This window comes from Gemmiger gallinarum (assembly GCF_014982805.1).
Taxonomy (GTDB): Bacteria; Bacillota; Clostridia; order Oscillospirales; family Ruminococcaceae; genus Gemmiger; species Gemmiger gallinarum.
In genome coordinates this window covers 572,675-586,538 of record NZ_JADCKC010000003.1, presented here as the reverse complement: position 1 = coordinate 586,538, position 13,864 = coordinate 572,675, and the positions used below count along the sequence as shown (strand labels likewise).

The 13,864-nt window shown below is 63.5% G+C and carries 15 protein-coding genes; 13 read left to right on the top strand and 2 right to left on the bottom strand.

The genetic code is table 11. The annotated features are described in order from the left end of the window. Window positions 1-101 precede the first annotated feature (101 nt). Window positions 102-497, bottom strand: a complete 396-nt coding sequence (locus tag INF35_RS11910; RefSeq protein WP_235983216.1) for a BlaI/MecI/CopY family transcriptional regulator — start codon at window positions 495-497, stop codon at window positions 102-104. Further along, a complete protein-coding gene (locus INF35_RS11905) occupies window positions 490-2,475 on the bottom strand; it encodes a M56 family metallopeptidase (protein ID WP_193502705.1) in 1,986 nt (661 codons plus the stop codon). Before INF35_RS11905 ends, INF35_RS11910 begins: the two co-directional genes overlap by 8 nt. A gap of 425 nt (window positions 2,476-2,900) precedes the next feature. Here INF35_RS11905 and INF35_RS11900 point away from each other — a divergent pair, with 425 nt between their 5' ends. The 13 genes from INF35_RS11900 to INF35_RS11840 all read left to right on the top strand — a co-directional run bounded on the left by INF35_RS11900 (window position 2,901) and on the right by INF35_RS11840 (window position 13,755). After that, complete coding sequence (locus INF35_RS11900) at window positions 2,901-3,344, top strand: hypothetical protein (protein WP_193502703.1); 444 nt, start codon at window positions 2,901-2,903, stop codon at window positions 3,342-3,344. Between the two features lie 134 nt (window positions 3,345-3,478). Continuing rightward, the gene (gene hisG, locus INF35_RS11895) at window positions 3,479-5,062 is read left to right on the top strand and encodes an ATP phosphoribosyltransferase (protein ID WP_193502701.1); all 1,584 of its coding nucleotides are present in this window, start codon (window positions 3,479-3,481) and stop codon (window positions 5,060-5,062) included. Beyond that, window positions 5,059-6,342, top strand: coding sequence for a histidinol dehydrogenase (gene hisD, locus INF35_RS11890; protein WP_193502699.1), 1,284 nt, complete (start codon window positions 5,059-5,061; stop codon window positions 6,340-6,342). The genes hisG and hisD overlap by 4 nt, the downstream gene beginning before the upstream one ends. Before the next feature lies 1 nt (window position 6,343). Further along, the gene (locus tag INF35_RS11885; protein WP_193502697.1) at window positions 6,344-6,592 is read left to right on the top strand and encodes a kinase to dihydroxyacetone kinase; all 249 of its coding nucleotides are present in this window, start codon (window positions 6,344-6,346) and stop codon (window positions 6,590-6,592) included. Between the two features lie 22 nt (window positions 6,593-6,614). Continuing rightward, complete coding sequence (locus INF35_RS11880; protein ID WP_193502695.1) at window positions 6,615-7,199, top strand: sugar O-acetyltransferase; 585 nt, start codon at window positions 6,615-6,617, stop codon at window positions 7,197-7,199. A gap of 31 nt (window positions 7,200-7,230) precedes the next feature. Continuing rightward, the gene (gene hisC, locus INF35_RS11875; protein WP_193502693.1) at window positions 7,231-8,292 is read left to right on the top strand and encodes a histidinol-phosphate transaminase; all 1,062 of its coding nucleotides are present in this window, start codon (window positions 7,231-7,233) and stop codon (window positions 8,290-8,292) included. A gap of 24 nt (window positions 8,293-8,316) precedes the next feature. Continuing rightward, window positions 8,317-8,934, top strand: a complete 618-nt coding sequence (hisH, locus tag INF35_RS11870; protein WP_193502691.1) for an imidazole glycerol phosphate synthase subunit HisH — start codon at window positions 8,317-8,319, stop codon at window positions 8,932-8,934. 13 nt (window positions 8,935-8,947) lie between these two features. Further along, window positions 8,948-9,661, top strand: a complete 714-nt coding sequence (hisA, locus tag INF35_RS11865; protein ID WP_193502689.1) for a 1-(5-phosphoribosyl)-5-[(5-phosphoribosylamino)methylideneamino]imidazole-4-carboxamide isomerase — start codon at window positions 8,948-8,950, stop codon at window positions 9,659-9,661. Between the two features lie 18 nt (window positions 9,662-9,679). Further along, window positions 9,680-10,438: an imidazole glycerol phosphate synthase subunit HisF gene (hisF, locus tag INF35_RS11860; protein ID WP_193502687.1), complete on the top strand. Its 759-nt coding sequence runs from the start codon at window positions 9,680-9,682 to the stop codon at window positions 10,436-10,438. An 88-nt stretch (window positions 10,439-10,526) separates the two neighbouring features. Beyond that, window positions 10,527-11,183 carry a bifunctional phosphoribosyl-AMP cyclohydrolase/phosphoribosyl-ATP diphosphatase HisIE gene (gene hisIE / locus INF35_RS11855; RefSeq protein WP_193502685.1) on the top strand — a complete coding sequence of 219 codons (657 nt, stop codon included), beginning with the start codon at window positions 10,527-10,529 and terminating at the stop codon, window positions 11,181-11,183. Next, window positions 11,183-12,010, top strand: a complete 828-nt coding sequence (locus INF35_RS11850) for a PHP domain-containing protein (protein ID WP_193502683.1) — start codon at window positions 11,183-11,185, stop codon at window positions 12,008-12,010. The genes hisIE and INF35_RS11850 overlap by 1 nt, the downstream gene beginning before the upstream one ends. 172 nt (window positions 12,011-12,182) lie before the next feature. Then, the gene (locus INF35_RS11845; protein WP_193502681.1) at window positions 12,183-13,292 is read left to right on the top strand and encodes a DegT/DnrJ/EryC1/StrS family aminotransferase; all 1,110 of its coding nucleotides are present in this window, start codon (window positions 12,183-12,185) and stop codon (window positions 13,290-13,292) included. A gap of 31 nt (window positions 13,293-13,323) precedes the next feature. Then, entirely contained in the window at window positions 13,324-13,755 is a 432-nt protein-coding gene (locus tag INF35_RS11840; protein WP_193502679.1) for a sugar 3,4-ketoisomerase, read from the top strand. Window positions 13,756-13,864 lie beyond the last annotated feature (109 nt).

The window sequence follows — 13,864 nt, the reverse complement described above, 5'->3', positions numbered from 1 at the left end:
CAAAACACACCGGGAGGTTCCCTGTACAGGGAACCTCCCGGTGTGTTTTTGTATGGGTCCGGCGCTCTCTGCGCCCCGCGCCGCGGAGACGGGAAAGGCCGTCAGTCCTGGTGCGCCCCGCCGCGCCCCGCCTTGAGACGGGCAAGATAGGCCTCCAGCTCGTCAATGTCCCGGTCGGAGAGGGCGTCGCTCTCGGCCATGGCGGCAATGAGATTTTTGGCGCTGCCCTCAAACAGGCGGGACAGAGCGCTGCGGCTTTCCACCGGCAGATACTCCCGGCGGGACAGGGCGGCACTATACAGATAGCCCCGGCCCTGACGGCTGCGGCTGACACAGCCCTTGGCCTCCAGCCGGGCCAGCAAAGCCAGCAGGGTGGTGCTGGCCCAGTTGTGCCCGGCCAGCCGTGTTTCCAGCTGGGTGCGGGTCAGGGGCTGGCCTGCGTCCCACAGGGCTTTCATGACCTCCAGTTCGGCATCGGGCAGGCGTTTTTCATGCATTGCTGTTCTCCTCATCGGCAGCGGCGGCGGGGAAGATCGGCTCGGTGGAGGAGTCCATCTGCCAGCTTTCCCCCAGGTCGTCGCTGAAAATATAAAATCGGTGCTCCATGGAATTACTATGGTCGGCGGAACAGCCCACCCTCACCCGGCCGGGATGGGCGGGGTCCAGCTTGACCGTACAGGTATGGATGCCTGGCACCTCGTCGTAGGGGATCTCATCCTCCAGGGCACTCAGGTCCAGGGCCTCCCAGCTGGCGCCGCCGTCCACGGTGCGCCAGAGGGCAAAGTGGGTGTAGTCGGTGTGGGGCGCCCAGAAGCCTACCTTCTCATTCACCCACAAAAAGGGCTGCAAATGCCAGTTTTCCTGCTCTGTCCCGGCGGGCAGGCTGTAGCGGCCGGTGAGCTCCCAGGTATTGCCGCCGTCCCGGGTGCTCAGAACGGCCATGTCGTCGCTGCACCAGTAATACGTGGAGGGCCACAGGGCGGCCTCTTCCTGGGTGGAACCCAGGCGCAGCACCACAAACCCGGTGCTGTCGCTGACCATCTGGAAGTTCATGACCAGGAAGGGCTCCTCCCCGAACAGACCGGAGAGGTCGGTGTGGATGTGGTCCCAGTTCTGGCCCTCATCCTTCGAGGTGTAGAGGTCCAGCCCGCCGCTGCCGTCGGCGCAGGCGCATCCCACCAGACCCAGGGAGGAAACCTGCCAGCTGTCCCGGAGCTGATAGGGTGCTTCTTCCAGCGGGGCGGGAACCGGGGCGAGGTAAGCACCCCCGTCCAGATCCGCCCAGACCGTCTCGCTGCCGGTCAGGTCGGCGGCGGGGGAGGGCTGGGCGCTCTCCGGCGTCTTGGGCGTGTCCGGCTCCGGGGAGGCGGTGGCGGCGGGAAGGGAGGAGTCCTCGGCAGGCATCCGGCAGGAGACCAGCCCGCCCGCCAGCACGGCGCAGAGAGCCAGCCCGGCCAGAGCAGTTCGGCCCCGGCGCTTGGGGGTCAGGTCCCACAATTGGCGCAGCCGCTCGGCCCAGTCCGCCCGGCTCAGGGCAAAGCCGGTGGTGAGGGAGGGCGCCCGTCCCATGCGGACGGCCCGCAGGAGAGCATCGCTGTAGGCGGCGCGGAAGGCGCGGTCCTTCCCGGCCACGGCCTGCTCGTCACAGGCGGCCTCGATGTCCCGTCCCGCCCGGTGCAAAAGCAGCCAGACCACCGGGTTATACCAGTGAACTGCTGCCGCCAGCACCAGCACCAGCTTGAAGCGCAGGTCTCCCCGGCGCAGATGGGTCAGCTCGTGGGTCAGCATAAGGGCGGCCTGCTCCCGGGGCGGCGCCTGGACCGGCACCAGCAGTACCGGACGCAGCAGCCCGGTCACCAGCGGCCCGCCCACCCCTGCGCTGGCCATCAGCCTGGGAGAGCGGCGGAGGCAGACCTGCCGTTGGGCATCCTCCAGAGCGGTCTGCCACTCGGGGTCGGGGGTCCGCCGAAGCCGGAGCACCCGGCGGTACCACAGACCCCAGGCAAGGCCCTGCCAGAGAAGCACCGCCGCCCCCGTCAGCCACAGCCCCGCGGCAACCTCGATCAGAGGAGGAAGCTGCCGTCCGGTCTCCGCCGCGTCCCGGGGCAGAGGAACTGCCGGGGACGGCCTGTCCACCGCAGCCGGGGGAATGGCGTCATCCTCCATGGAGGGAGAGCTGTTCGCTGCTTCCTCTGCCAATGGGAGGGCCTCGTCTGTGAGAACGGACCCGGCAGCCGTCCGGGGTATGGTCAGGGCATCGGGTACGGTGATACGGGCGGCGGGGGCGTCGGGCGCCAGCAGCCGCAGGGGAAGAAGAAACAGCACCGCCAGCACCAGCCACACCCGGCAGAACCACCGGGCGCCGTAGCGCCGCTGCAGCCTGCGGCCAAGCCCCAGCACCGCAAGGGTCACGGCGGCCAGCAAAACACCCTGCACGGCATAGGCGGAAAACAGGGCGGTCAACAGGGAGAACATACCATCACCTCACATTCTCTACAAATGTAGAATCTTCTTTGCTTATATTCTGCGCTTGTAGAATGTAATTGTCAATCTTTCTTTTCCTGCCGGTTGAGGGAAAAATCCGTTGCCCCGCCACCCCGCTGTTTTGCCCCGTTGCTGCCCCAGAGCACTGACGGGCCGATTTGCCAAGGCCGTCCGTCCTGTTGAACAGCCTCAGACAGGGCCGCACCCCGGCAGTCTGCCCTGGTCGGGGCCGCCGGCACAGTCGGCTGCTGCCCTGCCGGGACCCGCCTGTCACCGCAACTGAGCCGCCTTCCCAGCGGCAAGGAACTCCTGTTTTTTGCCCGGACACACTTGCACGCGCTAAAGCGGCGTGGTATAATAACCGTCATAGAGCCCGTCTCAGGGTTCAGGGAAGTTTTCAAAAAGGAGGAACAGGCATGGCCCGGAAACATCGTTTGCTGAAAGCCGTCGTTCTGGCGGCAGCCGCGGGCGCAGCACTGCTTTGGCTGCGCAGCCGCGAGCAGGAGCACGAACATACCAAGGGCCCGGAGGCTGACATGGACGCCGCCGAGGCCCCGAAAACCGCGCCTGCCTGCGATGATACCGAGGTTCCGGTCCAGACGCCGGACGCCCCGCAGCCCGCACCCGCCCAACCGGCGGAGACGCCTGCCCCGGACCAACCGGTCCCCGAGCAGGAGCAGCCGGCCGCCCGTCCCACCGTGACCTATCGTCCGGTGCGGCCTCAGGACGGCGGTCCCAATGCAAACCCAGTGGAAAGCCATGCCGAAAAGCCCCCGGTGGTGGACGGCAAGGTAGACCCGACAAAGATCGCTTTGCCGGAGGATTTTGCGGATTGGGACGACCTTGGCTGCCAGGGATAAGATGCATGCAAACAGGCGCAGCTTTGTACCAAACCGGTGCAAAGCGCGCCTGCTTTTTTATTCTTTCCGGCACGGGAACCGGGCATGTGCGGCCCGCCGGTGTACGGCAACACACAGAGAGGGGATCGAAATATATGGAACTGGATCTGACCGCGTTTCGCCCGGCGGAGCGCAGCACATTGCAGCTGCGGGTGCTGTATGAGCAGGCGGGCTACCGCAAATATCGCATGGCCCGCTTTGAGGAGTACGCCCTCTACCAGCAGTACGAAAGCTTTCTGCCCGACGCCCAGGTGGTGACCTTCACCGATCTGGACGGCAAGCTGCGGGCCATCAAGCCGGACGTGACCCTGTCCATCGCCAAAAACGCCCAGCCCGCGCCGGGAACCTGCAAAAAGTACTATTACACCGAGCAGGTCTGCCGTCCCAGCCGGGAAAGCCACACCTTCACCGAGATCAGCCAGATGGGCCTGGAATGCCTGGGCGCGGTGGGCTCGGCAGAACAGGCAGAGGTGGTCCGTCTGGCGGCCCAGAGTCTGGCAGCGCTGGGGGCTCCCGGCGTCATGGAGCTGGGCCACATGGGCTTTGTGACGGCCCTTTTGGACGGCATCGGCGCGGCCAAGGCCGACCGCCCCGCCCTGCTGGCCCTTTTGCAGGAGAAAAACCCCCACGGTCTGCGGGAGGCCGCCCAGAAGGCCGGGCTGCCGGAAGAGGGCATCGCCGCTCTCACGGAACTGCTGACCTTGAACGGCCCTCTTACCCAGACTCTCGCCGCCGCTCGGGCCTGCTGCCGCTACCCCGGCCAGCGGGAGGCCCTGGATGAGCTCACCGCCCTGCAGAATGACCTGGGCGAGGCCGCCCGGGGCGCCCGGCTGGACCTGAGCCTGGCCGGCGACATGGAATACTACAACGGCCTGGTCTTCAGCGGGTATCTGTCCGGCATTCCCCGGGCGGTGCTCAAGGGCGGGCAGTACGACCTGCTCATCCGCCGGTTCACTCCGGGGGCCTGCGCCCTGGGCTTTGCCCTCTATCTGGATGAGCTGGAACGGCTGGAAGCCCCTCTGCCTCCCGTGCGGGAAGGGGAGACCGATGGTCAGCAGTGGCTGAACATCGCCCTGCCCAAAGGCCGTCTGGGTGACAAGGCCTACGCCCTTCTGGCCGGGGCGGGCTACGGCGCGGGTGACTACAACGACACCCGCAAACTGGTCATCGAAAACCCCGACGCCCGGGTGCGGTACTTCCTGGTCAAGCCCAGCGACGTTGCCATCTATGTGGAGCACGGCGCGGCGGACGTGGGCATTGTGGGCAAGGACATCCTGGCCGAGAGCGGCGCCGATGTCTATGAGCTCATGGACACCGGCATGGGCCGCTGCCGCATGTGCGTGGCAGGACCCAAGAACTTCACCGACGACGAGAGCCGGGCCCTGCGGGTGGCCACCAAGTTTGTCAACATCGCCCGGGCCCACTATGAGCAGACCGGCCGGGACATCGACATCATCAAGCTCAACGGCTCCATCGAGCTGGCCCCCATTCTGGGCCTGTCCGATGTTATTGTGGATATTGTGGAGACCGGAACCACCCTGAAAGAAAACGATCTTGCCGTGCTGGAGGAATTCATGCCCATCTCGGCGCGGTTCATCGCCAACAAGGCGAGCTATCAGTTCAAGCGGGCGGCCATCGACGCTCTGCTGGGCAGCATGAAGGAGGCACTGGAACAATGATCCGTATTTTTGAATTTGACGCCCTCAAGCCGGAGGAGATCCTCAATCGGGATATCCGCGCCGAGGCCGACGTGGAAGCCACCGTGGACGCCATCATCGCCGATGTCCGCGCCCGGGGAGATGAAGCCCTGAAAGAATACGCCCTCAAGTTCGACCATGCGAAAATCGACGATCTGCGGGTCAGCCAGCAGGAGATCGACGAGGCCTTTGCCGCCATGGAGCCGGACTTCCTCAAGACGCTGGAGATGGCCGCCGACAACATCCGGGCCTTCCATCGTCAGCAGGTGCACAAGGACTTCATGCTGGAGCGGGGCCCCGGCATCACCCTGGGCCAGAAATACACCCCCATCGAGAAAGCGGGCGTCTACGTCCCCGGCGGCACGGCGGCCTATCCCTCCACCGTGCTCATGGATGTCATCCCCGCCAAGGTGGCGGGCGTGTCCGAGATCGTCATGACCACCCCGGCGGGCAAAGACGGCAAGGTCAACCCCGCCATTCTGGCCGCAGCGGTGACGGCGGGCATTGACAAGATCTTCAAGACCGGCGGCGCTCAGGCCGTGGCTGCCCTGGCCTACGGCACCGAGAGCATCCCCGCCGTGGACAAGATCGTCGGCCCCGGCAACATCTACGTGGCCACCGCCAAGCGCAAGGTCTTCGGCAAGGTGGGCATTGACATGATCGCCGGGCCGTCGGAAATTCTGGTTCTGGCCGACGGCAAGAGCAACCCCGCCTGGGTGGCCGCCGACCTGCTCAGCCAGGCCGAGCATGACAAGTTGGCCAGCCCGGTTCTCGTCACCGACAGCATGGAGCTGGCCAAGGCGGTGCAGGCGGAGCTGGAAGTGCAGATCCCCCAGCTGCCCCGGGCCGCCATCGCCCGGGAGAGCGTGGACACCAACGGCAAGATCGTGGTGGCCGCCGACCTGGACCGTGCCATCGACGCAGCCAACATCATCGCACCGGAACATCTGGAAGTCTGCCTGGACGATCCTTTCGCGGTGCTGGGCCGCATCAAGAACGCGGGCAGCATCTTTATGGGCCGCAACGTGCCGGAAGCACTGGGCGACTACTTCGCCGGGCCCAACCACACCCTGCCCACCAGCGGCACGGCGCGGTTTTCCAGCCCGCTGGGGGTGGACGACTTTGTCAAGAAGTCCAGCTTCATCTATTACACCCGGGACGCTCTGGGCAAGGTACAGGGCCGCATCGCCGACTTTGCCGAGCACGAGGGCCTGCACGCTCACGCCAAGAGCGTGACCATCCGCTTTGAGGAGGACAACTGACATGGATTACCGCTACGATACCCAGCTGCTCATCGAGGGGCACGACCTGGATGAGGACGAGATCCACGACCAGATCATGAGCCGCTTCAAGGGCGACTGCCTGCTGGTGGTGGGGGATGAGGACCTCATCAAACTGCACTACCATACCAATGAGCCCTGGCTGGTGCTGGAATACTGCGCCTCCCTGGGGGAGATCTTCGACATTGTGGTGGAGGATATGGACCGCCAGGCCCGGGGGCTCAAGGGCTGAACCCGCCCGGAAAGGAATACCCATGACCGAAAAAGAAAAGATGCTTGCCGGGGAACTGTACGACTGCGGCGACCCCGAACTGCTGGCCCTGTGGCACAAGGCCAAGGACCTGGCCCGGGACTATAACCGCACCGACTCGGCGGATGCCGGGACCAAGGACCGCATCCTCAATGAACTGCTGGGCAGCCGGGGCAAAAACCTCTGGATCACCGCTCCCTTTTATGTGGACTACGGCGTCAACATCCATTTCGGCAACAACTGCGAAGTCAACATGAACTGCACCTTTCTGGACGACAACCGCATCACCATCGGGGATAACGCCCTCATCGCGCCCAACGTCCAGATCTACACCGCCTTTCACCCCACCAACGCAAAAGACCGCTTCGGCGAGCCCCGGGCCGACGGCTCCTTTGCCTTCTGCAAGACCCAGACCGCCCCGGTCACCATCGGGAACAACGTCTGGATCGGGGGCGGGGCCATTCTTCTGCCCGGGGTGACCATCGGAGACAATGTGGTCATTGGCGCGGGCAGCGTGGTCACAAAGGATATCCCCTCCGATACCGTGGCCTGCGGCAATCCCTGCCGCGTGGTGCGCAAAAACCACTGACATATTTCAATCAGGAAGAAGGCAATCTGCCATGAGCCGTTATTTTACTCCTACCCTGGCGGCGCTGGAGCCCTACACCCCCGGCGAGCAGCGCAAGATGCCCGATCTGGTCAAGCTCAACGCCAACGAGAACCCCTATCCGCCCTCCCCGGCGGTGGCCGATGCGGTGGCGGGAGTGGTATCCGGGCTGCGCCTCTACTGTGACCTGACCGAGGCCGACCTGTGCAACGCCATTGCCCGGCAGGTGGGGCTGCCCGCCGACCATATCCTGTGCGGCAACGGCAGCGATGAAAACCTGCTGCTGGCCATCCGGGCCTTCTGCGACGGACAGACGCCCCTGGCCTTTGCGGATATTACTTACAGCTTTTACCCGGTGCTCTGCCAGCTTTTGGGGGTGCCCGCCCACATCCTGCCGGTGCGGGAGGACTTTACCCTGGACCTGACTGCCTATTACGGGCTGGGAGAGACCATCGTCATCGCCAACCCCAACGCCCCCACCAGCCTGCTGGCTCCGGTGGCGGAAATCGAGGAGGTCATCCGCCGCAATCCCGACCACATTGTCATCGTGGACGAGGCCTACGTGGACTTTGCGGGGGAGGGAGCCTCCTGCCTGCCCCTGGTGCCCAAATATGACAACCTCATTGTGGTGCGCACCTTCTCCAAGTCCCGCAGCATGGCGGGCGCCCGGCTGGGCTTCTGCGCGGCACAGCCCGCCCTCATCGCGGACATGAACCGCATCAAGTTCAGCTACAGTCCCTATAACATCAGCTCGCTGAACCAGGCCGCCGGCACCGCCGCCATGCAGGACGACGCCTATTTCCGGGATACGGTGGCAAAGATCTGCCGCACCCGGCAGGAGACCACCGACGCCCTGCGCCGGCGGGGCTTCACCGTGCTGGATTCGGCCACCAACTTCCTGTTTGCCAGACCCGCCGCCAAACCGGCCAAGGAGATTTTTGAGGCATTGCGGGAGCGGGGGGTACTCATCCGGTATTTTTCCGCCCCGCGCATCGACAGCTGGCTGCGCATCACCATCGGCACGCCGGAACAGATGGAGCGCTTTTTGCAGGAACTGAACCACATCCTGCGCTGAAATCATACAAGAGGGGGAACCAAGATGATCGCCATTGTGGATTACGGGGTGGGCAACCTGTTCAGCCTGGCCTCCAGCCTGAAGAGCCTGGGCATTGAGACCGAGGTCACCCGGGACGCCGACCGGCTGCGCGCCGCATCCCATATCATCCTGCCGGGGGTGGGAGCCTTCGGCGACGCCATGCAGAAACTTACCGACACGGGGCTGGTGCCCGTCATCAAGGCGGAAGCCGCCCAAAAGCCGTTATTGGGCATCTGCCTGGGCATGCAGCTTCTCTTTGAGGAAAGCTACGAGTACGGCCGCCATGCCGGTCTGGGGCTGGTGCCGGGCAAGGTCTGCCCTCTGGCGGATGATCTGGCCGACCCCGCCCTCAAGGTGCCTCACATCGGCTGGAATGCCATGGATATCGTGCCCGGCCGGGAGGACGACCCCCTCTTCCGCTACGTGAAAAACGGGGAGTACGTTTACTATGTCCACAGCTTCTACGCCAAGGACTGCGCCGCCAGCACCCTTGTCACCAGCGAGTACAGCATCCCGGTGACTGGCGCTGTGCGCAGCGGCCATGTCTACGGCACCCAGTTCCACCCCGAAAAATCCGGCGACACCGGCCTGCGTTTGCTGCGGGCCTTCGCTGAACTGTAAGGAGGGGCAAACCATGAAACTGTTTCCTGCCATTGACCTGCGCGGCGGACAGGCCGTGCGGCTCTATCAGGGCGACTACGACCAGATGACCGTCTATAACCCCGCCCCCGCCGATCAGGCCCGTGCCTTCGCCGCCGCGGGGGCGAAATACCTCCACGTGGTGGACCTGGACGGCGCCAAGGACGACACCACCGCCAACCTGCCCGCCATCGCCCGCATCGCTGCCGAGAGCGACCTCTACATTGAGGTGGGCGGCGGCATCCGGGACGAGGAGCGCATCCGCCGCTATCTGGACCTGGGCGTCTCCCGCTGTATTCTCGGCACCGTGGCGGTGCGGGACTTTGATTTCACCGCCCGCATGGCCCAAAAGTACGGCGACAGGATCGCTGTGGGCGTGGACATGAAGGACGGCCTGGTGGCCGTGGCGGGCTGGAAGGAAGTCACCCCCGAGCCGGGGGTGGCCTTCTGCCGCCGCCTGGCCGAAGCAGGGGTCAAAGCGGTCATCGCCACCGATATCTCCCGGGACGGCACCATGCAGGGGACCAATATGGACCTCTACCGGGAACTGCTCACCATCCCCGGGCTGGAGATCACTGCCTCCGGCGGCATCGCCAAAATGGAGGAACTGGATACCCTGCAGGCCATGGGCTGCCACGCCGCCATTCTGGGCAAATCGGTCTACACCGGTGCCATCGACCTGGCCGAGGCCGTGCGCCGTTTCGACTGAGAGAAGGAGGGGACTTTTATGATTACCAAACGCATCATTCCCTGTCTGGATGTCAAGGACGGCCGCGTGGTCAAGGGCGTCAACTTTGAAGGGCTGAAAGATATGGCCGACCCCGTGGAGATGGCCCGCTGGTACAACCAGTCGGGGGCGGACGAGCTGGTCTTTTACGACATCACCGCCAGCGTGGAGGGCCGCACCCTCTTTACCGATATCCTGCGCCGGGTGGCGTCGGAGATTTTCATTCCCCTGACGGTGGGCGGCGGTATCCGCACCCTGGAGGACTTTGACCGGGTGCTCAAGTGCGGCGCCGACAAGGTCAGTGTCAACTCGGGGGCCATCGCCAACCCCGACATCATCCCGGCGGCCGCCCAGAAATACGGCGACCAGTGTGTGGTGCTGTCGGCGGACATCAAGCGGGTGGACGGCAAATTCATGCTGTTCGCCAAGGGCGGCCGGGAAAATACCGGCATCGATGCCCTGGACTGGCTGGAGCGGGGCGTGAAAAACGGCGCCGGGGAACTGGTGGTCAACTCCATCGACACCGACGGCGTCAAGAACGGCTTTGACCTGGAACTGCTGGACGCGGTGGCAAAGCGCTGCGCCGTACCCATCATTGCCTCCGGCGGCGCGGGCTGCATGGAGGACTTCAAGACTCTGTTTTTGGAGCATCCTGCCGTGGATGCGGGGCTGGCAGCCAGCATCTTCCACACCCGGCAGGTGGATATCCGGGACCTGAAACAATATCTGCGGCAAAACGGCGTGGAAATGCGGCTGTAAGGGCCGCCGCGCGCCCCGTGCTTTTATACCTTGCAAAATGACGCAAGGCAAGGTAAACTATATGTATCACATGACTGGAGCGAAAACTATGCAATATCCTGACACCGAGAAAACCCTCAAGTTTGACGCCAACGGGCTGATCCCCGTTATCGTTCAGGACCATTATTCCCGCGAGGTCCTGACCCTCGCCTACATGAATGCCGAGACCCTGGCCCTCACCATTGCGGAAGGGCGCACCGTCTTTTACAGCCGCAGCCGTCAGGAGATCTGGCGCAAGGGGGAGACCTCCGGCAACGTGCAGCGTGTGGTGTCTATCACCGCCGACTGCGACAAGGACGCCCTGGTGGTGGACGTGGTCAAGTCCGGCCCGGCCTGCCATACCGGCGCCGAGAGCTGCTTCTTCAACCCGGTCTACGTGTCGGAGGAACTGAAGCAGTTCACCTGGCAGGGGCTGTATGAGCTCATCGAGGGCCGCAAGACCGACCCCAAGGAGGGCAGCTACACCACCTACCTCTTTGACAAAGGCATCGAGAAGATCCTGAAAAAGGTGGGCGAGGAAAGCACCGAGGTCATCATTGCCGGGGCAAAAAAGGACAGGGAAGAGACGATCTATGAGATCAGCGACCTTGCCTACCATGTGATGGTTTTGATGATCGAACTGGGCATCTCGGTGGAGGATATCACCAAAGAACTGGAAAAACGTCATGTGATCGACCATAAAGTAAAGCAGGAGAGGATGCAGTAATGGCAGGCGAATACATGCTCAGCTCGGTACATGTCCACACCAAGCTGTGTGACGGCAAAAACACAATGGACGAACTGGCGGTCACCGCCTGGCGCGCAGGGATGAAGACCCTGGGCTTCTCGGGCCACAGCCACACCCCGTGCGATCTGGAATACTGCATGAGCCCGGCCCGCACCGCCCAGTACAAGGGCGAGGCTGCCCGGCTGAAAAAGCAATACCAGGGCAAGATGGATATTCTCTACGGGCTGGAATGGGATCTGTATTCCGACGATGATCCGTCGAAATACGATTACTGGATCGGCTCCACCCACTATGTCCGGGGCCCCAAGACCGGCAAATACTATGAGATCGACTGGCGCGAGTCCGACCTGGCCGCCTGCATCCGCGACGACTTTGACGGCGACGGACTGGCAGTGGCGGAAGCCTACTTTGCCAACGTGGCCAAGGTGGCGGAAAAGCACCCCACCATTCTGGGCCACTTCGACCTCATCAAAAAGATCAACGGCGACGGCAAGTTCTTTGACGAGAACGACCCCCGCTACAAAAAGGCAGCGGCAGACGCCCTGGCTGTGGCGGCACGCAACCGCTGTGTGCTGGAAGTCAACACCAGCGCGGTGCACCGCGGCTTCCGGGATGAATTCTTCCCCTCCGATGCCATTCTGAAGGACTGGCTGGCACTGAGCGGCAACGTGATCATCACCGCCGACGCTCACTCCGCCAACGCCCTGACCGCAGGCTATGAGCAGGCTGCCGCCGGCCTCAAGGCCCTGGGCTATGACAAGGTCCTGGTGCTGGGCAAGGACGGCTTTACCCCCTGCGCCCTGTAATTGGGTATTTACAGTGAAAACAAAGTCCCCGGCCGGGAAAATCTTCGGCCGGGGACTTTTTGTGCACTGGTCCGCCCGCTTTGCATACCGGTGCGGATATGGTATAATGAAAAAACACATAGATATCCCCGGGAGACCCCCGGAATGCATAAAATTTTGAGGAGGCACAGCCATGCGGATCATGCCCAACGATCTGGGGCGGCAGTACGGCCTGCACGCGGCCGAATATGAGTCGAAAGCCATCGAAGTGCTTCGCAGCGGATGGTACATCCTGGGCCGCGAGGTGGAAGCCTTTGAGAAGGAATGGGCCGCCATGGTGGGGGCAAAGCACTGCGTGGGCCTGGCGTCGGGGCTGGATGCCCTGTGGATCGCTTTCCGCCTGCTGAACATCGGGGCGGGGGACGAGGTCATCGTCAGCGCCAACGCCTACATTGCCTGCGTCATGGGCATCACCATCAACGGGGCCACGCCGGTCTTTGTGGAGCCGGACCAGTATGACAACATCGACGCCGGCAAGATCGAGGCTGCCATCACCCCCCGCACCAAAGCCATCCTGGCGGTGCATCTCTACGGCCAGAGCTGCGACATGGACAAAATCATGGACATTGCCCGCCGCCACGACCTGAAAGTGGTGGAGGACTGCGCCCAGAGCCACGGCAATCACTGGAAAGGTCAGGTCACCGGCTCCATCGGTGATATCGGCTGCTTCAGCTTCTATCCCACCAAGGGCTGCGGTGCCTTTGGCGATGCAGGCTGCATCACCACCAACGACGACGACATTGCCGCCCGCTGCCGGGTGTTCCGCAATTACGGCAGCGACCGCCGCTATCATAATAAAGTGGTGGGCGCCAACAGCCGCCTGGACGAGCTGCAGGCGGGCCTGCTGCGGGTCAAACTCAAGTATCTGCAGGACTTCAATGAGGAGCGCTGCCGCATTGCCGCCCGCTACGACGCGGGGCTCAACCTGCCCGGCCTTATCAAGCCCCGTATCCGTCCGGGGGCGGACAGCTCCTGGCACCAGTATGTGGTGCATCTGCCCGGCTTCCGGGATGAGCTGGCTGCCTGGCTGGACAAAAACGACATCGGCACCATCATCCACTATCCCATCCCGCCCCATCTCAGCGAGGCCTACGCAAGCCTGGGCTACCACCGGGGAGATTTCCCCATTGCCGAGCGCTATGCCGGGGAGGTGCTGAGCCTGCCCATGTACAACGGCATGACGGCGGAGGAACAGGAGAAGGTCATCCGCACCATCAATGCCTATCGCCCGGGCTGTGTCTGACCGCCCGCACCACAGAAAGGAGAAGCACACCATGGAGATCACCAACAGCGCCTGCTTTATCGAGTTTGCCGAACACGGGGACGAGCGGGGCAACCTGGTCGTTGTGGAGGGGGAGAAAGACATCCCCTTTGCCATCCAGCGTGTCTTTTACATTTACGGTTCCGACCCCGACATTATCCGGGGCCGCCATGCCAACCGCCGCAGCGAGTTTGTGCTGGTCAACGTGGCGGGCAAGAGTAAGGTCAAGGTGATGGACGGTCTGGGCAATGAGGTGGTGTTCTGCCTCAACCGCCCCCGCACCGGCGTGTACATTCCCCGCATGGCGTGGAAAGAAATGTATGATTTCAGCCCCGACTCGGTGCTGCTGTGCCTTGCCAGTGAGCACTACGACGAGAGCGAATACATCCGCGAGTACAACGAGTTTGAGAAAGAGGTCCGTGCCGGTCGCACCGACGCCGAGTAAAGGGCATATTCTGGGATACGGCGGACCCGGAAAACCGAAAAATTGAAACAGTAAAGGGGAAGGCCCGGATGCTCAGCTGAGCATCCGGGCCTTCCCCGGTATGGGACGC

Excerpts from the sequence above, each read along its gene's own strand:
- hisA (WP_193502689.1), top strand. The coding sequence starts at position 8,948 with ATGAAACTGTTTCCTGCCATTGACCTGCGCGGCGGACAGGCCGTGCGG.
- hisD (WP_193502699.1), top strand. The coding sequence starts at position 5,059 with ATGATCCGTATTTTTGAATTTGACGCCCTCAAGCCGGAGGAGATCCTC.
- INF35_RS11885 (WP_193502697.1), top strand. The coding sequence starts at position 6,344 with ATGGATTACCGCTACGATACCCAGCTGCTCATCGAGGGGCACGACCTG.
- hisF (WP_193502687.1), top strand. The coding sequence starts at position 9,680 with ATGATTACCAAACGCATCATTCCCTGTCTGGATGTCAAGGACGGCCGC.
- INF35_RS11845 (WP_193502681.1), top strand. The coding sequence starts at position 12,183 with ATGCGGATCATGCCCAACGATCTGGGGCGGCAGTACGGCCTGCACGCG.
- INF35_RS11900 (WP_193502703.1), top strand. The coding sequence starts at position 2,901 with ATGGCCCGGAAACATCGTTTGCTGAAAGCCGTCGTTCTGGCGGCAGCC.
- INF35_RS11905 (WP_193502705.1), bottom strand. The coding sequence starts at position 2,475 with ATGTTCTCCCTGTTGACCGCCCTGTTTTCCGCCTATGCCGTGCAGGGT.
- INF35_RS11850 (WP_193502683.1), top strand. The coding sequence starts at position 11,183 with ATGGCAGGCGAATACATGCTCAGCTCGGTACATGTCCACACCAAGCTG.
- INF35_RS11840 (WP_193502679.1), top strand. The coding sequence starts at position 13,324 with ATGGAGATCACCAACAGCGCCTGCTTTATCGAGTTTGCCGAACACGGG.
- INF35_RS11880 (WP_193502695.1), top strand. The coding sequence starts at position 6,615 with ATGACCGAAAAAGAAAAGATGCTTGCCGGGGAACTGTACGACTGCGGC.
- hisIE (WP_193502685.1), top strand. The coding sequence starts at position 10,527 with ATGCAATATCCTGACACCGAGAAAACCCTCAAGTTTGACGCCAACGGG.
- INF35_RS11910 (WP_235983216.1), bottom strand. The coding sequence starts at position 497 with ATGCATGAAAAACGCCTGCCCGATGCCGAACTGGAGGTCATGAAAGCC.
- hisH (WP_193502691.1), top strand. The coding sequence starts at position 8,317 with ATGATCGCCATTGTGGATTACGGGGTGGGCAACCTGTTCAGCCTGGCC.
- hisC (WP_193502693.1), top strand. The coding sequence starts at position 7,231 with ATGAGCCGTTATTTTACTCCTACCCTGGCGGCGCTGGAGCCCTACACC.
- hisG (WP_193502701.1), top strand. The coding sequence starts at position 3,479 with ATGGAACTGGATCTGACCGCGTTTCGCCCGGCGGAGCGCAGCACATTG.